At 74.2% G+C, this 20,912-nt stretch carries 16 protein-coding genes; 7 read left to right on the forward strand and 9 right to left on the reverse strand.

Annotated elements, in window-relative coordinates; all coding sequences use genetic code 11:
- Positions 1 to 103 precede the first annotated feature (103 nt).
- A complete protein-coding gene (locus CBOVI_RS07260) occupies positions 104 to 1,558 on the forward strand; it encodes an aminotransferase class III-fold pyridoxal phosphate-dependent enzyme (protein ID WP_010274899.1) in 1,455 nt (484 codons plus the stop codon).
- A gap of 190 nt (positions 1,559 to 1,748) precedes the next feature.
- On the opposite strand, the gene CBOVI_RS07265 is transcribed toward CBOVI_RS07260, so the two are convergent.
- The 3 genes from CBOVI_RS07265 to CBOVI_RS07275 form a co-directional block, all read right to left on the reverse strand.
- Complete coding sequence (locus CBOVI_RS07265; RefSeq protein WP_125173197.1) at positions 1,749 to 1,958, reverse strand: CsbD family protein; 210 nt, start codon at positions 1,956 to 1,958, stop codon at positions 1,749 to 1,751.
- 199 nt (positions 1,959 to 2,157) lie between these two features.
- Positions 2,158 to 3,012 carry a 3-hydroxybutyryl-CoA dehydrogenase gene (locus tag CBOVI_RS07270; RefSeq protein ID WP_029157942.1) on the reverse strand — a complete coding sequence of 285 codons (855 nt, stop codon included), beginning with the start codon at positions 3,010 to 3,012 and terminating at the stop codon, positions 2,158 to 2,160.
- Positions 3,013 to 3,189: 177 nt separating this feature from the next.
- Positions 3,190 to 4,935: a BCCT family transporter gene (locus CBOVI_RS07275; protein WP_010271175.1), complete on the reverse strand. Its 1,746-nt coding sequence runs from the start codon at positions 4,933 to 4,935 to the stop codon at positions 3,190 to 3,192.
- A gap of 560 nt (positions 4,936 to 5,495) precedes the next feature.
- On the opposite strand from CBOVI_RS07275, the gene CBOVI_RS07280 reads away from it, so the two are divergent.
- The 3 genes from CBOVI_RS07280 to CBOVI_RS07290 are packed head-to-tail and all read left to right on the forward strand — an operon-like array spanning position 5,496 to position 10,344.
- Positions 5,496 to 7,094, forward strand: a complete 1,599-nt coding sequence (locus CBOVI_RS07280; protein WP_010271173.1) for a peptide MFS transporter — start codon at positions 5,496 to 5,498, stop codon at positions 7,092 to 7,094.
- Positions 7,091 to 7,747, forward strand: a complete 657-nt coding sequence (locus CBOVI_RS07285; protein WP_183273611.1) for a DUF1990 family protein — start codon at positions 7,091 to 7,093, stop codon at positions 7,745 to 7,747. The genes CBOVI_RS07280 and CBOVI_RS07285 overlap by 4 nt, the downstream gene beginning before the upstream one ends.
- 50 nt (positions 7,748 to 7,797) lie before the next feature.
- Positions 7,798 to 10,344, forward strand: coding sequence for a DEAD/DEAH box helicase (locus CBOVI_RS07290; protein ID WP_010272420.1), 2,547 nt, complete (start codon positions 7,798 to 7,800; stop codon positions 10,342 to 10,344).
- 79 nt (positions 10,345 to 10,423) lie between these two features.
- On the opposite strand, the gene CBOVI_RS07295 is transcribed toward CBOVI_RS07290, so the two are convergent.
- Positions 10,424 to 11,125, reverse strand: a complete 702-nt coding sequence (locus CBOVI_RS07295) for an SDR family oxidoreductase (RefSeq protein ID WP_010267334.1) — start codon at positions 11,123 to 11,125, stop codon at positions 10,424 to 10,426.
- Between the two features lie 149 nt (positions 11,126 to 11,274).
- Between CBOVI_RS07295 and CBOVI_RS07300 the strand changes: the two genes are divergently transcribed.
- On the forward strand, positions 11,275 to 13,119 hold the full coding sequence (locus tag CBOVI_RS07300) for a thiamine pyrophosphate-binding protein (RefSeq protein ID WP_010267332.1): 1,845 nt from the start codon (positions 11,275 to 11,277) through the stop codon (positions 13,117 to 13,119).
- Here the strand turns inward: CBOVI_RS07300 and CBOVI_RS07305 are convergent.
- Together CBOVI_RS07305 and CBOVI_RS07310 are read right to left on the reverse strand one after the other, a co-directional pair.
- Positions 13,107 to 14,384, reverse strand: a complete 1,278-nt coding sequence (locus CBOVI_RS07305; protein WP_125187287.1) for a glycerophosphodiester phosphodiesterase family protein — start codon at positions 14,382 to 14,384, stop codon at positions 13,107 to 13,109. The genes CBOVI_RS07300 and CBOVI_RS07305 overlap by 13 nt on opposite strands.
- Before the next feature lie 220 nt (positions 14,385 to 14,604).
- Complete coding sequence (locus CBOVI_RS07310; protein WP_010270201.1) at positions 14,605 to 16,002, reverse strand: NAD-dependent succinate-semialdehyde dehydrogenase; 1,398 nt, start codon at positions 16,000 to 16,002, stop codon at positions 14,605 to 14,607.
- A gap of 216 nt (positions 16,003 to 16,218) precedes the next feature.
- Between CBOVI_RS07310 and CBOVI_RS07315 the strand changes: the two genes are divergently transcribed.
- On the forward strand, positions 16,219 to 16,761 hold the full coding sequence (locus CBOVI_RS07315; protein ID WP_010270204.1) for a GNAT family N-acetyltransferase: 543 nt from the start codon (positions 16,219 to 16,221) through the stop codon (positions 16,759 to 16,761).
- A 198-nt stretch (positions 16,762 to 16,959) separates the two neighbouring features.
- The gene (locus CBOVI_RS07320) at positions 16,960 to 17,394 is read left to right on the forward strand and encodes a hypothetical protein (protein ID WP_010270206.1); all 435 of its coding nucleotides are present in this window, start codon (positions 16,960 to 16,962) and stop codon (positions 17,392 to 17,394) included.
- A 114-nt stretch (positions 17,395 to 17,508) separates the two neighbouring features.
- Here the strand turns inward: CBOVI_RS07320 and CBOVI_RS07325 are convergent, their stop codons facing one another.
- The 3 genes from CBOVI_RS07325 to CBOVI_RS07335 all read right to left on the reverse strand — a co-directional run bounded on the left by CBOVI_RS07325 (position 17,509) and on the right by CBOVI_RS07335 (position 20,695).
- Positions 17,509 to 18,435 carry a D-isomer specific 2-hydroxyacid dehydrogenase family protein gene (locus CBOVI_RS07325; RefSeq protein WP_010270212.1) on the reverse strand — a complete coding sequence of 309 codons (927 nt, stop codon included), beginning with the start codon at positions 18,433 to 18,435 and terminating at the stop codon, positions 17,509 to 17,511.
- A 196-nt stretch (positions 18,436 to 18,631) separates the two neighbouring features.
- A complete protein-coding gene (locus CBOVI_RS07330; RefSeq protein ID WP_183273610.1) occupies positions 18,632 to 19,765 on the reverse strand; it encodes a hypothetical protein in 1,134 nt (377 codons plus the stop codon).
- 345 nt (positions 19,766 to 20,110) lie between these two features.
- The gene (locus CBOVI_RS07335; RefSeq protein WP_010274820.1) at positions 20,111 to 20,695 is read right to left on the reverse strand and encodes a metallophosphoesterase family protein; all 585 of its coding nucleotides are present in this window, start codon (positions 20,693 to 20,695) and stop codon (positions 20,111 to 20,113) included.
- Between the last annotated feature and the right edge of the window lie 217 nt (positions 20,696 to 20,912).

A 20,912-nucleotide genomic window follows, 5' to 3' on the forward strand; every position in this document is an offset into this window, starting at 1 on the left:
TCCCGCCGACGAGCTGACGATCCCCCGGCGCCCCTGACGACGGCCGACCGGACACTCGCACACGGGGGTCCCGCGATCCAGACTGAAGGAGACGCACCCGACCATGACCTCCACCACCCCCTCCGACCCGACCGCCCCCGCCGGCGGCACCCCCGCGACCGGGACGGCCCCGACCGGCCCGGACACCGCGGACAGGGGGCCGTCGTTCACCGACTCCCGGGGCGTCCCCCTGACCCCCGGCAGCGAGGAGGCCCGCGCCGCCGAACGCCGGGTCCGCGAGGACGACCGCAACCACGTCTTCCACTCCTGGGCCGCCCAGGCGACGATCGACCCCATGCCCGTCGCCGCCGCGCAGGGCGCCCACTTCTACGCCTACGACGGCACCCGCTACCTCGACCTCGGCAGCCAGCTCGTCAGCGCGAACCTCGGGCACAACCACCCCGACCTCGTCGAGGCGATCCGCCGCCAGGCCGGCCGGGTGACGAACCTCAACCCCGCCTTCGCCGACGACGTCCGGGGCGAACTCGCCCGCCGCCTCGTCGACCGGGCCCAGGGCGACTTCAGCCACGTGTTCTTCACCAACGGCGGGGCCGACGCCGTCGAGCACGCCATCCGCATGGCCCGCCTCCACACCGGACGCCGCCGCATCCTCTCCGCGTTCCGCAGCTACCACGGGGCGACCGGCTCGGCGATCATGGCCACCGGGGAGGCCCGTCGGCACGGCAACCCCACGACCGACGGGGACATCGAGCACTTCCACGGCCCCTTCCTCCACCACTCGGAGTTCTACTCCGACAGTGAGGAGCAGGAGTGCGAGCGGGCCCTCACCCACCTCGAGCACACGATCCAGGCGTGGGGCCCGAAGGAGACCGCCGCGGTGCTCATCGAGTCCGTCGTCGGGTCCAGCGGCGTCATCGTGCCCCCGGACGGCTACCTCCGCGGCGTGCGCGAGATCTGCGACCGCTACGACCTGCTCTACATCGCGGACGAGGTCATGGTCGGCTTCGGCCGCACCGGCACGCTCTTCGCCTACGAGCACGGCGGCCCGGAGGTCCGGCCGGACCTCGTGACCTTCGCCAAGGGCGTGAACTCCGGCTACGTCCCGCTCGGCGGGGTGCTCATCTCCCCCGCGGTGTACGGGACGTTCGCCGAGCGCCCCTACCCCGGCGGCCTGACGTACTCCGGCCACCCGCTCGCGTGCGCCCCGGGGGTGGCGGCCCTCGACGTCTACGAGCGCGACGGCATCTTCGAGCGCGTCGCCGACCTCGGGGAGCGGGTCCTCCGCCCGGCGCTCGAGCGCATCGGTGCGGAGCACCCCTCGGTCGCCGACGTGCGCGGCCGCGGGTTCTTCTGGGCGCTCGAGTTCAGCGACGGGCAGGGCGGGGCCCCGGACCTGTCCGGGTTCGCCGCGGAGCTCAAGGCCGCGGGGATCTGGCCGATGGTCAGCGGCCCGCGCCTCCACATCGCTCCCCCGCTCATCACGGCGGAGGAGGACCTCGTCGCGGCACTCGAGGCGGTGGACCGGGCGGTCTCGGGGGTCGACGCGCAGCTCAGCTGAGCCACGCCCCCGCGCCGGCCGGCCGCACCTGCGGGTCGGCCGCGCCCCCGCCGCCGGTCGGCCAAGCACCGGCACCCCACCCCGCCGTACCCCGGCCCACCCCGGCCGCACCCGGCCCACGGCATGACGACGGCCCGGCCCCCCGCCGCTGAGGCGGGTGGGACCGGGCCGCTGTCGTGCGTCTCGGGACCTACTTGTCGCCGGCGTCGCCGAGGAGCTTGTTGGCGGCGTCGGAGACCTTCTCCTTGACGTCGTTCGCCTTGTCCTTGATCTCGGACTTCACCTGGTCGGCACGACCCTCGTTCTGCAGGCTGTCGTTGCCGGTGGCGTCGCCGACCTTCTCCTTGGCCTGGCCACCGAGATCCTCTGCCTTGTTCTTCAGCTCGTCACTTGCGGACATGGTCAGCTCCTTTCCGGCCCACGTTCCCGTGGGATTGAGGTACGTGACTCCAGCGTAACGAAAAACGCCGGGGCACGTCGCGGGCGTCACCTCCGGACGGGTGCCGCCCGGGCGCCCCGGCGGCGGCTGCCCCGGGAGCCGCGGCCCCGCGACCCCGGCGGCGGCTGTCCCGGGACACGCTGCCCCGGGACCGGCGGACCTAGGAGTAGTCGTAGAAGCCCTTGCCGGACTTCCGGCCGGTGTGCCCGGCCTGGACCATGCGGCGCAGCAGCGGCGGGCAGGCGTACGCCGGGTCGCCGAACTCCTCGAGCATGACGTCGGCGATGAACGCGCACGTGTCGAGGCCGACCATGTCGGCGAGCGTGAGCGGGCCCATCGGGTGGTTCGCGCCGAGCTTCATGCCGGTGTCGATGTCCTCCTTCGTCGCGACCCCGGCCTCGACCATCCGCACGGCGGACAGGAGGTAGGGCACGAGGAGGAAGTTGACGATGAACCCGGAGCGGTCCTTCGCCCGGATCGCGGTCTTGCCCAGCGTCCCGGTCGCGTAGGACGTCACGCGCTCGATGACGGCCTCGTCGGTCGTCAGGGACGGGATGACCTCGACGAGCGGGAGGACCGGCACGGGGTTGAAGAAGTGGAGGCCGATGACGCGGCCGGGGTTGGCGGTCGCGGAGGCGATCGCCTGGATCGGGAGGGAGGAGGTGTTCGTGCAGAGCGCGGCGCCGGGGTCGGTGACGATCTCGTCGAGCTGCCGGAAGACACTCTCCTTGACCTCCTTGTTCTCGATGATCGCCTCCATGACGATCTCGCGGTCGGCGAAGTCGGCGAGCTCGGTGGTGAAGGTCAGCCGGCCGAGGGCGGCGTCCCGGTCCTCCGCGGAGAGCTTCCCGCGGTCGACGGCCTTGGCGAGGGACTTCTCGATGCGGGCCCGCCCCGCGTCGAGAGCCTCCTGCTTGCCCTCCCAGACGAGGACGTCGCTGCCCGCCTTCGCCGCGACCTCCGCGATGCCGCTGCCCATCTGGCCGGCTCCGACAACTCCAACGCGCTGCACCATGTCTGTCTCCTTGTCGTCGTTGACGTTCCCGCCGTCGTCGGTCGGACGGCGGCGGTGGGCGCGGAGGGCGGGCGCCGTCGCCCGCCGGTGTGGTCCACGCCACTGTGACACCCCCAGTGTAATGGGGACCCTGACGGGGCGTCGGCGGGAGGTGTCCGAGGGGGACGACGCCGCCCGTCAGCTGCCCGCGTCCCCGCGGTCCCCGTCGCCGTCGATGAGCTCCCCCTCGATGCGCAGGTCCCCGGGGATGACGATGGCCCCGTCGTCGTCGTACGTGATCCGCGGGAGCGCCCGGCCGTCATCGTCGTACCCGGGTGCGGGACGGGCCTCGTGCTCCTCCAGCTTCTCGGCCGTGTCCGTGAGGCCCCACTGGCGCGTCGACGGTTCCGGACGCGCCATGTAGTCGTCGTTCATCCCCTTGACCAGCGAGTACATCATGACCGCACTCATGAGGAAGAACGGGAAGCCGATGATGATGACGACCTCCTGGAGGGCGTCGATGCCCCCGTCGGGGGCCATGACGAGGATGGCCGCGGCGACCGCGCCGATGAGCACCGCCCAGAGGATCCGGTAGCCCGTCGGCGTGCGGTCCTCCTCCCCCGCGGCGAACATGTCGTTGACCATCGCCGCGGAGTCGATGGACGTCACGAAGAACACCGCGACGACGACGAGGGCGAACACGCTGACCACACCGGTGAGCGGGAAGTGCTCGAGGAAGCCGAACAACGCGAAGGCCGTCTGGCCGTCGTCCACCACCGGCCCGCTGAGCGACCCCGGCTCCGTGCGCTCGATGTGGATGCCCGCGTAGCCGAAGACGGAGAACCAGACGATCGTGAAGACCGTCGGGAGGATGAGCACGCCGCCGATGAACTCGCGCACCGTCCGCCCGCGCGAGATCCGGGCGACGAACATGCCGACGAACGGCGACCAGCAGATCGTCCACGCCCAGTAGAACACCGTCCACCGGCCCTGCCAGCCGGGGTTGCGGTCGAGCGCGTCGGACCAGAACATGATCCGCGGCAGCCAGTCCGCGTAGATCGACGTCGCGTCCATCGTGCCGCGCAGGAGCATGAGCGTCGGCCCGGTGACGAGGATGAACACGAGCAGCACGAGCGCGAGGACGATGTTGACGTTCGACAGCAGCTTGATGCCCCGGTCGAGCCCCGCGGCGACCGACCACGACGCCGCGGCGACGATGACGACGATGACCGCGATCTCCACCCACGCCACGACCGGCGCCCCGAACACGGACGCCAGCCCCTGGTTGATCTGCAGCGTGCCCAGGCCGACCGACACCGCGATGCCGAAGACCGTGCCGATGATCGCCAGGGCGTCGATGACCTTCCCCGGCCAACGGTAGATCCACCCACCGAGGACGGGTGCGAACACCGACGACAGCCGCGGCGGCAGGTTGCGCTTGTAGATGAAGTAGCCGAGGGCGAGGCCCGGCAGCGCGAAGAGGACCCACATGTGGATCCCGAAGTGGTACATGGTGAAGCCGACGGCCTCGTCCACCGCGGCGTCGGACATCGGCGGCACGTCCGCGAGCGGGGGGTTCGACGCATGGTTCAGCGGCTCGGCGACCCCGTAGAACATGAGCACCGACCCGAGGCCGCCGGCGAAGAGCATGGCGAACCAGCTGAGCAGGGAGTGCTCCGGGCGCTCCCCGTCCGCGCCGAGCCGGACCCGGCCGAAGTGGCTGACGAACAGGCCGAGGAGGAACAGCAGGGACAGCGAGACGCCGCCGATGTAGAGCCAGTTGAGGTTCGCGAGCAGCCAGCCCGCCCCGGCGGTGTAGACCGCCCGGGCGCGGTCGCCGAAGACGACGGTGAGGGCCACGAAGAGCACGGTGAACCCCGTGGACAGGCCGAGGACGAGGGGGTCGGGGCGCGGACGGCGCGTGGGTGGCGGGGCGTCGGTCATGGTGGTGTCCTCCGGGTGCGGGGTGGTGGGGCGGGGTGTGCGGGTCGGGGTGTGTGGGGTCGGGGTGTGTGGGGTCGGGGTGGGTGGGTCGGGGTGGGTGGGTCGGGTGGCGGATCAGGCCGGTCACGGCGGCACCGCGGACGCTGCGCAGACCGGGTCCACGGTCACCGCAGTGAGGCCGCAGAGACACCGCAGAGACACCGCAGTACCGGTCCAGGATTCTCCAATGATCGCTCCCTAGAGTCATTCTCATCGGTCGGACGACGAAAGGACACACAATACGACAGCTGCTTTCGTGGGTATGTCCCGCCGGGTCCTGTCATTGAGGCCCTGAAGGATGTACCGGCATTCTCCTCTTGAAACGTCAGGGGATCTCCCCCGGACCCGCACGGGTCCGGGGGATGTCTCTGTTCCGGGCTCCCCGCCCACCGCACCGGGCCGGGCCTCCCCCCGAACGCACCCCCGCTGGGCCCGTCGACCCCGACACTTTCCGGGTACCCGCCGTTCACCACGGAACCTGGTGCCGTCATCCGCCGACCGGAGTGGTGTACTTGACAGCCATGAGTGACGACAACGGTCCGCACACCGTCCCCTCGGGTGCCTCCCCGGCGGCACGCTCCACCGGCCCGGGACGCACCGGACACACCACAGACTCCGGCACCACCGGCACCGGACGCACGTTCCTCGGCCACCCGTGGGGGCTGGCCACGCTCTCCGGCGTGGAGATGTGGGAGCGGTTCAGCTTCTACGGACTCCAGGGCATCCTCGCCTACTACCTGTACTACTCGGTGACCGCCGGCGGCCTCGGCATGGACAAGGAGGTCGCCCTGTCGATCGTCGGCGCGTACGGCGGCCTCGTGTACCTCACGAGCGTCGCCGGGGCGTGGGTCTCCGACCGGGTGCTGTCCGCCGAACGCAGCCTGTTCCTCTCCGCGGTGCTCATCATGATCGGGCACCTCAGCCTCTCCCTGCTGCCGGGGTACACCGGCCTCGGCGTCGGCCTGGCCTGCGTCGCGGTCGGCTCGGGCACGCTGAAGACGACGTCCCAGGTCGTCCTCGGCTCCTTCTACAGCGAGGACGACCCCCGGCGTGACGGCGGGTTCTCGATCTACTACGTCGGCGTGAACATCGGCGCGCTGTTCGGCCCGCTGCTCACCGGCACGCTCTGGGGCTGGCGCGGGTTCCACTGGGGCTTCGGCGCGGCCGCCCTGCTCATGTTCATCGGCCTCGTCCAGTACACCCTCAACCGGCGCGGGATCATCGCGGAGGTCGGGCACACGGTGGCCAACCCGCTGCCCCGCCGCCAGTACCTCCCGTGGGGCGTGGGGGCGGTCGTCGTCGTGGCCGTCGTCGTCGCCGTCTTCGCCACCGGGCTCGTCCCCCTGTCGCAGCTCGCGACGTCCGCCGCGGTCGTCGCCCTCGTCGCGGCGGTCGTCCTGTGGGTGCAGATGCACCGCTCCCCGCTGGTCACCGCGCCGGAGCGGGCGAAGCTCGTGGGGTTCATCCCCATGTTCCTCGGCTCGGTCGTGTTCTGGACGGTCTACCAGCAGCAGTTCACCACCCTCGCGGTGTATGCCGACCAGCGGCTCAACCGGTCCGTGTTCGGCCACGAGGTCACCCCGACCGTCGTGCAGTCGATCTCCCCGGTGTTCGTCATCGTCTTCGCCGGCGTCGCCGGGGCCCTGTGGACGCGCCTCGGTGACCGGCAGCCGACGTACCCGGTGAAGTTCGGCCTCGGCATCATCCTGTGCGGCGCGGCGATGCTCGTTCTCCTCCCGTTCGCGGGCGGGGCGGCGAACTCGACGCCCATGCTCGCCCTCGCCGTGCTCTTCCTCCTCTTCGTCTTCGGTGAGCTGCTCCTGTCCCCCGTGGGCAACTCCCTCGTCACCCGGCTGGCGCCGACGGCGTTCCCGACGCGCATGTTCGCGCTGTGGATGCTCTCCGTCAGCCTCGGCACCGCGCTGTCCGGCACCGTCGCCGGGTACTACGACCCGTCGGACGCCGGGGCGGAGCGGGCGTTCCTCCTCGTCATGTTCCTCGTCAGCGCCGTCGTCGGCGGGGTGCTCCTCGTGCTCGCCCGGCCGGTGAACCGGCTGCTCGCCGGCGGGCGGGCGGCGGTCGGCGCGGGCTCCGGCGCGGCGGGTCCGGACCGGCGGTGACCGGCGTCACGGGCGACCCGGGCAACCCCGGCATCCCCGGCGTCACGGGCGACCCCGGCGTCACGGGCGACCCCGGCGTCACGGGCGACCCCGGCATCCCCGGCGACCCACGCCTGACGTACCCGGCCGACCTCGTCGGCCGGTCGCTCGCCGGGGCGCTCGCCGCCCCCGACGCGCCGCCGCCGGACCGGCCCGGGTTCACCCGGGTCCACGCGACGGCGGTGCTCGGCCACGGCCGGGACGTGCTCCTCCGCGCGGCGGACCGGGTCCTCGGCGGGGAGGTCCACCGCGCCGCCGGGGCCCCGCTGTGGACCGCCGACGCCCGCCCGGTCGCCGGCGGCGGCCGCCCCGTGGCCGTCGGGGACGTCGTCACCGTGCACTTCCTCGGCACCCGGTCGCCCTGCCTCGTCCTCGACGTCCGCTCCCCGGCCGACGCCACCGGCACGTGGTTCTCCATGACGTACGGCACGCTGCCGGGCCACCAGGAGTGCGGCGAGGAGACCTTCGCCGCCCGCCTCCTGCCGGACGGCACGGTCACCGGCACCGTCACGGCCGTGTCCCGCCCGGCGACGTGGCTGACCCGCCTCGGCGGCCCCGCCGCCCGGGCCGTGCAGCGCCGCATGGCCGCGCGCTACGTCCGCGCCATGCGCTGACCGGACGCGCTCCCCCGACCCCCCGCTCTCCCCCGACCTATGATGTGCCGGTGACATCCGGATTCACCGCAGCCCCCGCCTCCCCGGTCGAGACGCTCATCGCCTCCGTCCTCTCCGCCTGCCAGCACCGCGAGGCCACGGCGTGGCGGCTGGAGACGATCACCCGCGGCGCGACAGCGCCGACGCTCCTCGCCACCGACGAGGCCCGCGTCGTCGCCCTCACCCCCTCCCTCGAGACCGCCGCCTACCTCCACTCCCTCGACCCCGTGGCCACGGCCGCGCTCACCGGGCCGCTCCGCCGCGACCTCGACGCCCTGCCGCTGCCCACCCCGGCGGAGTTCGCCCGCACGGCGGACCTCGCGCGGGCGGCGGCGTCGACCGGCCGGATCGCCCGCTGGTTCCGCGGCCCCGTCGAGGGCGACCGGGCGCTGGAGTGGATGCGCTCGCTCGACGTCGACGCGCTCCACCAGGCGTACAGCGGCATCGACGCCCGCCTCGGCTCCACGGACCGCAACGAGTGGGTCTACCTCGACATCGACCGCCACCGCCCCGCCGTCGCCGCCGACCTGCGCCGGACCACCGGCGCGGACGTCCACTGGGTCGACGCCGCGACCGTCGACGCCCACGCCGACGCGGTGGCCGCGCTCACCCGCGCCCTCGCGACGGCCGACCGCCTGGAGTCCGACGTCGCGACGGCGCTGCGCGCGGTCACGGCCCGCCAGGCGGAGGCGGAGATCGCCCGCACGGACATCTCGGTGCTCGACACGGTGACGGGGTCCCGGCTGCGGCTCGGCGCCCTGCGCGGCCTGACCCTCCGCCAGATCGCCGACGCGCGGCCCGAGGACCTCGAGCGCATCGACGGCGTCGGCGAGAAGACGGCGACGCAGTCCGTCGCCGCGGCCCGCGCGTACATCCGTGACGTCGAGAACTCCCAGACCCCCGTCATCGACTACCGCGACAAGGGGCCCTCCACCCCCTACGTCCTCGCCCTCGCCCGGCTGCTCACGTTCCGGGACGCCCTGCGCGACGCACCCGAGGTGCCGCTCCACATCCCCCGGGTTCCGGAGGGCACGGCGGTGGCCGTCGCCGGGACGGTCCGGTGGCTCGGGCCCGACGACGTGCCGACGCTGCCCGACGTCGACGCGATGACGGCCGAGGACGCGTGGAACCTCTACGCCGTCCGCGCGGCGGACTTCCACGCCTGGGCCGGCGGCGGGGTGACCGGCGGCGACGTCCCGGAGGAGGTCGCCGAGCGCATCGCGGGGATCACGCTGCGCGGCACCCTCCACGCGTCCCTGCGCGGCTACCAGGCCTTCGGCGCGAAGTTCATCCTCGCGCAGCGCAAGGCCCTCATCGGTGACGAGATGGGCCTCGGCAAGACCCTCCAGGCCCTCGCCGCGATCGTCCACCTCGCCGCGACGCCGGAGGCCACGGGGGACGACGGACGCCTCCACGCGCTCGTCGTCTGCCCTCCCTCCCTGCGCATCAACTGGAGACGCGAGATCGAGCGCTTCACGGACCTCGACTGCCACGTCATCCACGGTGCCGACCGGGACGCCGCGTTCCACGCCTGGCGGCAGGGCGGCGGGGTGGCCGTCGTCGGGTTCCCGGAGATCCGGGACAACCCCCGGTACACGGACCCGGAGGAACCGGCCGACATCCTCGTCGTCGACGAGGCGCACCGGGCGAAGAACAGCCGGTCCCAGCAGTCGCAGGCCGTGCAGGCGATGACGGCGCTGTCGCCGTACGTCGCCTACCTCACGGGCACGCCCCTGGAGAACCGGGTCGACGAGTTCGTCACCCTCCTCACCGCCCTCGACCCGGGGCTCACGCTCGACACGGTCCGGGCGGAGGGCTTCCGCACCGCCATCGCCGGCGTCTACCTGCGGCGCAACCAGGACGAGGTGCTCGACGAGCTGCCCCCGCTCGTCGACGTCGAGGAATGGGTCGACCCCACCCCGGAGGACCGGGAGCGGTACCGCGACGCCGTCGCCCGGGGCCACTTCGCGGACATGCGCCAGGCGGCCTCCGCCCCGGGCAGCGCGAAGATGGAGCGGCTGCAGGAGCTTCTCGACGACGGCGCGGACGCGGGGAAGACCATCGTGTTCAGCTTCTTCCGCAGTGTCGTCGACGCGCTGCCGGGGATGCTGGGTGACCGGGCGTTCGGCCCCGTCGCCGGCGGGGTGTCCCACGCCGACCGGCAGCAGGCGGTGGACGACTTCACCGCCGCCGACCCGGGGGCGGTGCTCGTCTGCCAGATCACCGCGGCGGCCGAGGGGCTGAACATCCAGGCGGCGAACCGCGTCGTCATCGTCGAACCCCAGCTCAACCCGGCGGTGGAGGCGCAGGCCGTGGCCCGCGCGCACCGCATGGGGCAGATCCGGACGGTCGAGGTCCACCGGCTGCTCACCCCGGACTCCGTCGACGAGCGGCTCGTGGAGCTCCTCGCCGAGAAGCGGGCGCAGTTCGACCTGTTCGCCCGGGACTCGGCCGCCGCCGACGCGGCACCGGAGGCCGTCGACGTGTCCGAGGCCCGGCTCATCGAGCAGGTCATCGCGGAGGAACGGCGGCGGCTCGGCGAGCCGCCCCGGCTCTGAGCCGCGGCGGGGTGCGCGGGGTGCGCGGGGCGGGAGGGGGTACGACGGGCGCCCGCGCGGCGCGGGCGCGACGGCGGTGTCAGAGGCGCGGGTCGTCCGGGGCGTCGTCGAGAACCTCGGCGACCGGCGCGCCCCCGTCGGCGAAGCGCACGAACCGGCGGGACCCGTGCCCGTCGACGGCCGCGGCGACCGCGGCGGCGACATTCTCCCGGGAGGTGTCCGTGCCCGGGGCGAGACGGTCGTCGAAGCTCACGCCCCGGATCTGCCCCTCCCCCGGGTCCGACGTCAGCCGGCCGGGGCCGAGGATCGTCCAGTCGAGGTCGCTGTCCATGAGGGCCGCGTCCGCCGCGACCTTCGCCTCGGCGTAGGCGTGGAGGTCCGCCGACGCGGGCACGCCGTGCTCCCGGGAGGAGCCGATCCAGCTGACCATGATGTAGCGGCCGACCCCCGCGGCGGCGGCCGCCTCCATCGTGCGGACCGCGGCGTCCCGGTCGACCTCCGTCGTCCGCTCAGGGGACGCCGACCCGCCGGCCCCCGCCGACCACACGACGACGTCCTGGCCGGCGAACAGGTCGGTGAGCTCCGCGACGTCGAGCGTCGTGACGTCGGTGACGACCGGCTCCGCGCCGGCGGACCGCACGTCGTCGGCCTGGGAGTCCGACCGGATGACGGAGCGCACCGTGTGCCCGGCCTCCGCGAGCATCGGGGTGGCCCGGAGCGCCACCGCGCCGTGACCGCCGATGACCGTGACCGTGCGGGACTGCCGTTGTGTCTGGACCATGGGACCACTCACTCCTTGTCCCGGCGGGTGCCGGGTGTCGGTTCAGGTTGACGGCCCCCACCGTACGCGGGACGGGTGCGGTGCCGCAGGGACCAGCGGCGACGCCGAAACCCCCGCGGGGCACGAGATCTGAAGCTACCCTGTGTCGGGTGAAGACCACCACCACACCGGGCCGCCAGGACCCTGGCCACGGACCCGACCACCAGACCACCGACCAGCACGACCGCCACGACCGCACCGACGGGGCCCCGGCGCCCGCGACCGTCTCCGACGCCGTCGCCGCCGTCATCCGCGAGCGGGCCGACCACGTCTTCGGCGTCGTCGGCAACGGCAACATCCACCTCGTCAGCGCCCTGACCTCCGCCGGCTTCCCCTACACCGCCGCCCGCCACGAGGCGGGGGCGGTGACGATGGCGGACGCCTTCACCCGCGCCGGCGGCGGCGTCGCCGTGGCGACGACGACGTACGGCCCCGGCTTCACCAACGCCCTGACCCCCCTGACGGAGCTCGTCAACGCGCGCATCCCCGTCGTGTACGTCGTCTCCGACATCCCCTCGGACGGCCCCCGCCCCATCGACGTCGACCAGCGGGCGATCACCGCCGCCCTCGGCGTGACCGTCGTCACCGCCACCCCGACGAACGCGACGGCCGCGGCCGAGCGGGCCTTCACCGTCGCCGCCCGGTCCCGCGGCCCGGTGGTCCTGTTCATCCACTACGACCACGTCGCCGCCCCGCTCGCCGCCGACACCGAGCCCGTGACCGACCCGGGCCCGGTCCCGCCGGCGACCGCCCCGTCCGAGGACGCCCAGCCGGCCTCGGCGTTCCGCGGTGAGGAGACCGACACCGCGGCCGTGGCCCGCCTCCTCACCGGCGCGCGCCGGCCGCTCATCCTCGCCGGTCGCGGCGTCGTCGAGTCCGGGACGGCGGCGGACGTGCTCGCCCTCGGCGACGAGCTCGGCGCGCTGTTCGTCACGAGTGCGATGGCCCGCCACGTCGTCGACTCCCGGTGGTCGCTCGGCATCTGCGGCGGGTTCCTCCACACCGGCTACCGGCGGACCGTCGCCGACGCGGACGTCGTCCTCGTGCTCGGCGCGGGGCTGAACTCCTTCCAGAGCGTCCTCGGCACGATCTTCGGGCCGACCGCCCGGGTCGTCGTCGACCACGTCCGGCGGCCCACCCCGGTCGCGGTGACGGACCGGCTCACCGGCGACCTGCGGGACCTCGTGCCGGAGCTCCTCGACGCGTGCCGCGGGGAGGCGGCGTCGGACCGCGGCCGCACGTGGCGAGAGACCCTCGGCGAGCTCCCCGTCGCCGAGTCCGACGAGCTCGACCCCGGGTGCCTCGAGGAGACCGCCGCCGACGGCCTGCTCGACCCGCGGCACGTCATGCGCCGGCTCGACGCGCTGCTGCCCGCCGAGCGGACCGTGACCACCGACGGCGGCCACTTCCTCGGCTGGGTGCCGCCGTACATCGACTGCCCGGACCCCCACGGGACCGTGCTCGTCGGCACCGCCATCATGACGATCGGCCTCGGGCTCGCCGCCGCGTCCGGGGCGTCCGTCGCCCGGCCGGACCGGTTCACCGTCGGCCTGTGCGGTGACGGCGGGTCCCTCATGGGCTTCGCCGACCTCGAGACGTTCTTCCGCGTCACCCGCCGCGGGGTGCTCGTCATCGTCGACGACGGCGCCTACGGCGCGGAGGTCCACCAGTACGTCCGGGAGGGTCTCGACGAGGCCCCGATGCTGCTCGGCGGGGTGGACTTCTCCCGCATCGGCGCGCCGTTCGGCGTGCCGGGCCTCACCGTCGACCGGCCGGGGCAGCTCGCCGACGACGGGGAGGTCGCGCAGTTCCTCGCCGAGCACGGCGACGGCGTGAGCGTGCTCCACATCCGGATCTCCCGGCAGGTCGTCGCGGCGTTCCTCCGGGAGGACTTCGGCGGGGACGCGGAGGACGACGGCACCGCCGCGACCGACCCGGAGCCTCAGGCGCGGTAGGCGATGCCGCGGGCGTCCAGGATCCCCCGCAGCCGGGTCGGGTAGTCGGTGATGATGCCGTCGACCCCGCCGTCGAGCTGCGCCTCCATGTCCTCGACGGTGTTCACCGTCCACGGCACGACGCGCACCCCCGCGGCGTGGGCCCGGTCGGTGAACTGCCGCAGCCCGTCCGGGCCCGCCGGGATCCACGGCGTCGGTGCCGCCGCCCCCGGGCTCAGCACGTTCGCGCCGACGGCCTGCGCCCCCGCGATGACGTCCCCGCCGACGGCCTCCGGGTCGACCCCGCCGAGCCACGGGGACCCGGGCACCCACGTCGTCGCGTCCCACAGGGCGACGAGCGGCACCCCGGGCGCCGCGGCGCGGACGAGCGGCAGGGTGCGCCAGTCGAAGGACTGGACCATGATGCGGTCGGTCACCCCCGCCGCGCGGGCCACGCCGAGGATCGCGTCGACGAACTCCTCCGGCGGGGCGGAGCGGGAGGGCTCGTCGGCCTCGATCTTCGTCTCGATGTTGAGGTGCACGCGCGGGTCGGTGGCCGCGATCGCGGCGACGTCGGCGAGCTGGAGGACCCGGTTGTCGACGGCCGGGGTCTGCGCGGGGAACCCGTCGAGGGGGAGGTCGCACCGCACGGTCCGGATCTGGTCCCACGTGAGGTCGTGGATGTCCCGGCCGACGTAGGGGAACTGCGGGTCCCCGGGGGTCGCCGGGGCGGTGTCGCGGCACTTCTCCGCGGTGAGGGCGGGGTCGTGCCACACGACGGGCACGCCGTCGGCGCTCATGACGACGTCGAGTTCGAGCGTCGTCACGCCCCCGGCGACGGCGGTGGTGAACGCCTCCCGGGACTCCTCCGTGTGCTCGCCCCGGCCGCCGCGGTGCGCCTGGAGGTCGAAGGTCGTCGGCAGGGCCGCCACCGGGTCGGCGGCGGGTGCGGCGGCCGCCACCGGGTCGGCGGGGTCGGCGGGGCCCGTCGGTGCGGACCCGGCGACGACCGTCCCGCCGGAGCCGACGGCGACGGAGGACCCGGCAGGCAGGGCGGAGGCGACCGGCCCGGCCACCGCCGCCGAGGCACTGACCAGCGCGGACGCGGCGAGGATCGCGGCGACGCGGTGCCGGGCGCAGCGCCCGTCACCGTGCGTGCCCGCCGACCACCGCCGCCCCGTCGGCCGGTCCGTCACCCGGTCCGGTCGCGCCCCGGGCCCCGCCCCCGGATCACCGGCCGCGCGGGAGGTCGACGGGACGGTGGACGGGGACGACGGCTGGGGCATGACGCTCCTCGGGGAGGGGGTGGGACGGTGACGTCCCCGACGCTAGGACCCCCCTCCCCCGGGGACCACACCGCACGGCGATGTTCACCGAGTGTTCACCACCGGCGCGACGTGCCCCCAAGACACCGGGGGCACGTCGTCCCACCCCCGGACATTCAGGACGCGGGACCGCGGGGCGCGGGGCACGGCCGCGGCACGCCCCCCGCCCCGGGCCGGACACTCAGGACGCGGAGGTGTCCTGCGGGGAGACGCGGATGAGCTTGTCGTTGACGAACTCACCGACGCCCCACTGCGCGAGCTCCCGGCCGTAGCCGGACCGGCCGACGCCGCCGAAGGGCAGCCCCGGCAGGGTCGTGCCGTGCTCGTTGACGTACGTCATGCCGTCCTTGAGGCGACGGGCGACCGCGTGGGCGGCCTCGATGTCGCTGCCCCACACGGAGCTGGACAGCCCGTACTCGGACTTGTCGTTGGCGAGCTCCACGGCCTCGTCGACGTCCTTGACGCGGTAGATGATCGCCACCGGGCCGAAGATCTCGTTGCACCCGACGTCGGCGGACGGGTCGACGTCGCTGATGAGCGTCGGCTCCATGTACGCGCCGTCGCGGTCGACGGCCTTGCCGCCGACGCGGATCGTCGCCGACCCGTCCCGCTCGGCCTTCTCGAGGCGTTCGACGATCTCGTCGCGGGCGCTGATCGAGCTCAGCGGCCCGATGTCGGCGTCCGGGTCGTCGTACGCGCCGACGGTGAGCCGGGAGATCGCCGTCTCCAGGTACTCCACGGCCCGGTCGTAGAAGGAGTCCATGACGATGAGCCGCTTCGGCGCGGCGCAGACCTGGCCGGTGCAGAGCATGCGGATCGTGACGTACTGGTCGAGGACCCACTCGAGGTTGTCGTCGTCGAGGACGATGAACGGGTCGTTGCCGCCGAGCTCGAGGAGGGACTTCTTGTAGTTCGCCCCGGCGGTCTTCGCCACGGCCGCGCCCGCCGACTCGGAGCCGGTGAGGGACACCCCGGCGATCCGCTTGTCGGCGACGAAGGCGTCCATCTGCGAACCGGAGGCGTAGATGTTGATGAACACGTCGTCGGGCAGCCCGGCCTCGACGAGGAGGTCCTGGCACGCCTGCGAGGACAGGGGGCACAGCGACGCGTGCTTGAGCACGAGGGAGTTGCCGAGCAGGAGGTTCGGGGCCGCCCACCGGGCGACCTGGTAGTAGGGGAAGTTCCACGGCATGATGCCGAGGAGGGGGCCGATCGGCTTCTTGACCACGTACGAGCGCAGCGCGCCCTGGGCGGGGAGCTCCTTCTCCGCGAGGAGTTCGTGGGCATGCTCGCCGTACCAGCGGTAGATGTCCGCCACGAGGGCGACCTCACCCTTGGCCCATTCGGTGAGCTTGCCCATCTCGCGGCCGATGTACTCCGCGAGTTCGTCCGATTTCTCGTCGTAGAGGTCGCCGACGCGGCGGAGGACCGCGGCGCGGTCGTCGATGCTCATCCCGCTCCACGTGCGGAAGGCGGCGGTGGACCGGTCGAGGATCGCGTCCCGGTCGCTGTCGTCGATGCGGTCGAAGGTCTGTTCGGTCTGTCCGGTGCTGGGGTTCTGGAGTGCGAAGGTTGCCATGTGCCCAGTCTACGCCGACCCGGGGGGCTCCGTCAATGCTGCCGACCCCGGCCTGCGGTTCGACGCGTCCCGCACCACAGTGACGCGTCACCTACCGTCCTGTCTTACACTGGTTCCGCACCGGTCTGTGCCGGTGTGACACTTCTGGTGAACGACAGCGAGTGACGGCGACGGACGGCCGTCCGGAGGGACGCACGGGTGACGATTGAACTGAGGATGTCAGGGCCGGAGGACCGCCGGCAGATCATCGACATGATGGACGAGGCGCGGGGCGAGAACCTCACCGAGGCGCAGCGGGCCGAGCGCGGCTGGGTCCAGGGGCGGATGAACGACGAGCTCCTCGCCGAGTTCGAGGCCGGGACCGGGGTCATCGTCGCCGAGGACACGACGAACGGCCGGGTCGCGGCGTTCTGCGTGACCTCGCGGCCGCAGGTCGGCGACCCGGGTGCCCGCGGGGCGCTCGTCGGGTACATGGAGTCCGCGCACCCGGACGCGCGGTGGGCGATGTACGGCCCGGTCGTCATCGACCCGGACTACCAGGGCCACGGCCTCATGCGGCGGCTGCTCACGCGGATGGCCGACGTGCTGACCGGCTACGACCTCGGGGCGGCGTTCGTCGACACCGGGAACTCCCGGTCGATGCAGGTCCACCGGCACTACCCCTTCACCGAGGACGGGACCTACGAGTTCGAGGGCCGGGAGATCATGGTCTTCACCTTCTCCCCGGCGGCGTTCGCCCGGGACATCCGCGCGAGCTGACCGCCTCCCGCGGCGCGGCCACCGGCCCGCGGCGCGCCCGGCGCTCCACCTCGCCGCCGCCGCACCCGGCCCGCCGTGTGCGGCGGACAGACACACCTGTGCACCATGTCCGTGGCACAGTCGGCGGGACGCCCCGGGGCGGCGTCCGGCACGGACGGCGGGTGAAGACGCGGCGCCGGTGTCCGTAGGCTGGGGTGGATGAACACCACCGACCGCCCCTCCGATCACGACACGGGCCGCCCCGTCGGCCACGCCGCCGACCGCCCCACCGACCGCCGCCCGGGGCGTCCCGCCGGGCCCCCGACGACCTGGGTGCTGATGTGCGTCCTCGTCGTCGTCAACGCCCTGACGAGCACCGGGTTCTCGGTCGCGACCGTGATCACCGACCCCTCCCCCGCCGCCTGGTACGCGCTCATCCGGTGCCTGGCCCTCCTCGGCCTCGCCGGGGTGCTCGTCGCCCTGCGCTCGCGGCTCGTGCCGGTGCTCGGCTGGGTCCTCGTCGCGGTCCAGCTGCTCGACGGCGTCGTCGGGTTCGCCGACGGTGACCCGGTGAAGGGCGTCGGCCCCTGGATCCTCGGCGTCGTCACCGCGGTCACCGTCGTGCTGCACGGGCGGTCCCTGTCCCGCCGCTGACAGTGCCGACGCTGACGGTCCCTACGCCGACAGTGCCGACGCTGCCCGGCCCGGTGCCGACCGCCGCGCCCCCGGCCCCGGGCGCCGGGTGTGCCGCCCCCGGCCCGCGCCCGCTCAGTAGCCGCGGTCCGGGTCCAGCTCCGTGACCATCGTCTCCCCGGCGGTGAAGCGCCGGTAGTTCTCCGCGACGACCGGCGCCAGCTGGCCGTCCATCGAGGACTTCGTGTTCGCCGCGTGCGTCGTGATCGCCACGGTGTCCATCCCCCACAGCGGGTGGTCGTCGGGCAGCGGTTCGGGGTCGGTGACGTCGAGCCCCGCCCCGCTGACCTTCCCGCTGCGCAGCGCCTCGACCAGCGCGTCCGTGTCCACGACGGCCCCGCGGGCCACGTTGACGACCGTCACCCCGTCCCGGCACGCGGCGAGCGCGTCGGCGTCGACGAGCCCGCGGGTCTCGTCGGTGAGCGGCGCGGAGAGGATGAGGTGGTCGACCTGCGGCCAGACCTCGTCGATGCGGGAGTACGGGTAGGTCTCCCGCGCACCGTCGACCGTGCGGCCGGACATGTTCACCGCGACGGTCTCCGCCCCGAACGTCGCGAGCATCTCGATGAGGTGCCCGCCGATGCCGCCGGCGCCGATGATGCCGACGGTCGTCCCGTGGAGCCACCTGGTCCGCCGGTCGACCTCCTTCGCGATGTCCCACGTCCGCTCGCGGGCGATGCGGGTGTGGAGGTGGAGGACGTTGAGGAGCAGCCCGACGGCCGACTCCGCCACCTGGAGGCCGTAGATCCCGGAGGCGTTGGACCACCGGCGGGTTCCGTCGGGACCCCTGGTGACGACCCCGGCGTCGATGAACGACTCGATCCCCGCCTGGCACAGCTGCACCCAGCGGACGGAGTCGGGGAGGTCGGGGAACCCCTCGCGCCCGACACCGGAACAGATGAACGCCTCGGCGTCACCGAGGGTGTCGACGAGCGTCGCCCCGGCCTCGCGGAGGGCGTCACTGGTCTGCGGAAGTGGATCCTTACCGATGAATACGCGCATGCCCCCTTTCTACACACGTCAGGGCCACCGGCCGCGGCCGCCGACCGGGGTCGGGGCGGGTGCGCGGCCGGGCGGGACCGCCGACGCGCGGCCCGGGGGCAGGGTCCGGACCGGGGTCAGGCCGGGGTCAGCGCAGGATCCGGGCCGGGGTCAGCGCAGGATCCGGGCCGGGGTCAGCGCAGTTTCCGGGCCGGGGTCAGAGCCCCGCCGTGCCGGGGGTGCCGGTGCCGCCACCGGTGCCCGCACCGCCGGCGCCCGGGTCGCCGGTGCCGCCGGTCCCGTCCCCGCCGAACTGCTCCTCCAGGCGGTTGAGCAGGTCGTCCAGGCCCTGGCCGAGCCCGTCGCCCGTGCCGCCGTCGGTGCCCGTCCCACCGGTGCCGCCCGTGCCGTCGTCGGGGGTCTGCCCGCCGTCGCTGTTGTCGGGGCGCGACGGCAGCAGCGTCGACAGGTCCGGGATGTGGAGGCCGCGGCCGCCCTCGTCGGGGGCCGGCGACGGGGTGACCGTCACGGTCGTCGGCCGCTCCACGGTCTTCGTGACCTCACGCGGCTGGTCCGGACCACTGACCGCGCTGTACAGCCACAGCAGGAAGAACACGACCGCGACGACGACCGCCAGGGCGAGCAGCAGCACGAGGGCGAGGCCCCCGCCCCGCCCGGAACGCCGGCCACCACCGCCCCGTCCCGGCTGCGGCGCGCCGAACGACGGCTGCCCGTAACTCTCCGGCGGCGGACCCTGCGGCGGGCCCTGGTGCGGACCGGCCGGGCCGCCCTGGTAGGGACCGCCCTGGTAGGGGCCGCGCGGCGGGCCCTGCGGCGGGCCCTGCGGAGCCCCCTGGCCGGCCCCCGCCCACACGTAGCGGGGACCGGCGGGGCCGCCCGCGCCGTCGGCCGGACCGGGCCGGCCCGCGCCCGGGACGTCGCCGCCGCGACCGCCGGCCCCCGGGGCGGCGGAGGGCTCCGGGTACACCGCGGTCTCGGCGGTCACCGGGCCGGAGTAGCCGGGGTGGGCGGGAGGGGCCGCCGGCGCGTCACCGTCGAGGACGCGGGTGCGGTCCGGGTCGCCGTCCGCCCCGGCGCGGGGCATGACCGAGGTCTCGTCGTCCGCGCCGGCCGCCGGGCGGTGCGCACCGGCTCCCGCGCGGGGCATGACCGAGGTCTCGTCGTCCGCCCCGGTGGCCGGGCGGGCGGTGCCCTGACCACCCATGACCCGCGTGGGGTCGTCGTCCGGGCCGGGCCGCCGGGGGGACCGGGCGTACCCGTCCCCTCCGGCCCCCGCCCCGGGACCGTGGTCGTGCCGGGGGTCGTGCCGGGGGTCGTTGCCTCGCGTCATGTCTCGTGCTCCCTTCCGGGTCGACCGCGCCGGGTGTGCGGGGGCCGCGGTGAGGCTGCGGACTCCCCCGGGCGCGGGGTGCGTGTGGCGTCGACCGGGTCGGCCGACGCCCGCGTCCGGACGATTCTAGCTGGTCGCGGACGTGAATCCCCTCCGGGGCCGGGGATTGTCAGGCAATCCCCACCGCGCGGCCACCCGGCGGACAGGCCGTTCCCCGCGCCCGGGACCCGCGCGTTCCCGTGCCCGCCCTCACCCCCGCGCCCGGTGCCCCCGCCACGCACCGCGCCCGGGACCCGCGCCTGCCCGGCGCCCGCGCCCTCCCCCGTGGCCCGGCCGCCGGCCGGCTCACGCCCGGTCGAAGACGACGTCCGCGACGTCCGACTGCGCCACGGGCCGCAGCCCCCACGCCTCCACCCCGACGTCGACCATCCCCGGGCCCGTGTCCGGCGCGTCCGAGTGGAGGTGGCCGTGGATGAGACGGGGGACGTCGAGGCGCAGTTCGTCGTACCTGGACTCCATCCCCTCGTGATCGCGACCGGGTCGGGGGAAGTGGCTCAGCCACACGTCCTGATCCTCCCACCGCAGCTTCTGGTAGGCCTGCACGGACCGGAAGACCTCGAGGTAGCGGCGTTGCCGCAGGTGGGCGCCGCGGTGGAGCGGGTGGCAACTGTCGTGGTTGCCGGCGATGAGGTCCGCGGTGGCCCCGGCCGCCGTGAGGACGTCCGCGAGGAGGTCGAGGGCGCGGTCCTCGTCCGCGGTGTCGCCGCAGCTCAGGTCGCCGAGCATCCACACGGTGTCCCCGGCGGAGAGGGTGTCCCGCAGTCCGTCGAGGACGGCGGCGTCATGCTCCTCGACCGTGTCGAAGCCGCGCAGGGAGGCGACGAACCGGTGGCCGAGGTGAAGATCACTGGTGAACCACTGCTGTGCCATCCGACCATTCTGCATCAGGACCCGCCCGGCGCGCCTCCACCCCGGGGCCCGCGCGCCGTCCCTGTGGACAACTGCGGCCCTCCGGCCCCCTCCCCGCCCCCGGCGGCCGTCGGTGTCCACAGGCCGACGGCCCGCGGTGGCGTCCGGGGGTCCCGGGGCCCGTGCGCGTGGCAGACTCACGGTGACCGGTCGGCCGGGCCCGGACGGGCGGGACAGC

Origin of the sequence: Corynebacterium bovis DSM 20582 = CIP 54.80 (genome assembly GCF_030408615.1) — a bacterium.
In the GTDB taxonomy this organism is placed as follows: domain Bacteria; phylum Actinomycetota; class Actinomycetes; order Mycobacteriales; family Mycobacteriaceae; genus Corynebacterium; species Corynebacterium bovis.

Excerpts from the sequence above, each read along its gene's own strand:
- CBOVI_RS07260 (WP_010274899.1), top strand. The coding sequence starts at position 104 with ATGACCTCCACCACCCCCTCCGACCCGACCGCCCCCGCCGGCGGCACC.
- CBOVI_RS07265 (WP_125173197.1), bottom strand. The coding sequence starts at position 1,958 with ATGTCCGCAAGTGACGAGCTGAAGAACAAGGCAGAGGATCTCGGTGGC.
- CBOVI_RS07270 (WP_029157942.1), bottom strand. The coding sequence starts at position 3,012 with ATGGTGCAGCGCGTTGGAGTTGTCGGAGCCGGCCAGATGGGCAGCGGC.
- CBOVI_RS07275 (WP_010271175.1), bottom strand. The coding sequence starts at position 4,935 with ATGACCGACGCCCCGCCACCCACGCGCCGTCCGCGCCCCGACCCCCTC.
- CBOVI_RS07280 (WP_010271173.1), top strand. The coding sequence starts at position 5,496 with ATGAGTGACGACAACGGTCCGCACACCGTCCCCTCGGGTGCCTCCCCG.
- CBOVI_RS07295 (WP_010267334.1), bottom strand. The coding sequence starts at position 11,125 with ATGGTCCAGACACAACGGCAGTCCCGCACGGTCACGGTCATCGGCGGT.
- CBOVI_RS07305 (WP_125187287.1), bottom strand. The coding sequence starts at position 14,384 with ATGCCCCAGCCGTCGTCCCCGTCCACCGTCCCGTCGACCTCCCGCGCG.
- CBOVI_RS07310 (WP_010270201.1), bottom strand. The coding sequence starts at position 16,002 with ATGGCAACCTTCGCACTCCAGAACCCCAGCACCGGACAGACCGAACAG.
- CBOVI_RS07315 (WP_010270204.1), top strand. The coding sequence starts at position 16,219 with ATGTCAGGGCCGGAGGACCGCCGGCAGATCATCGACATGATGGACGAG.
- CBOVI_RS07320 (WP_010270206.1), top strand. The coding sequence starts at position 16,960 with ATGAACACCACCGACCGCCCCTCCGATCACGACACGGGCCGCCCCGTC.
- CBOVI_RS07325 (WP_010270212.1), bottom strand. The coding sequence starts at position 18,435 with ATGCGCGTATTCATCGGTAAGGATCCACTTCCGCAGACCAGTGACGCC.
- CBOVI_RS07330 (WP_183273610.1), bottom strand. The coding sequence starts at position 19,765 with ATGACGCGAGGCAACGACCCCCGGCACGACCCCCGGCACGACCACGGT.
- CBOVI_RS07335 (WP_010274820.1), bottom strand. The coding sequence starts at position 20,695 with ATGGCACAGCAGTGGTTCACCAGTGATCTTCACCTCGGCCACCGGTTC.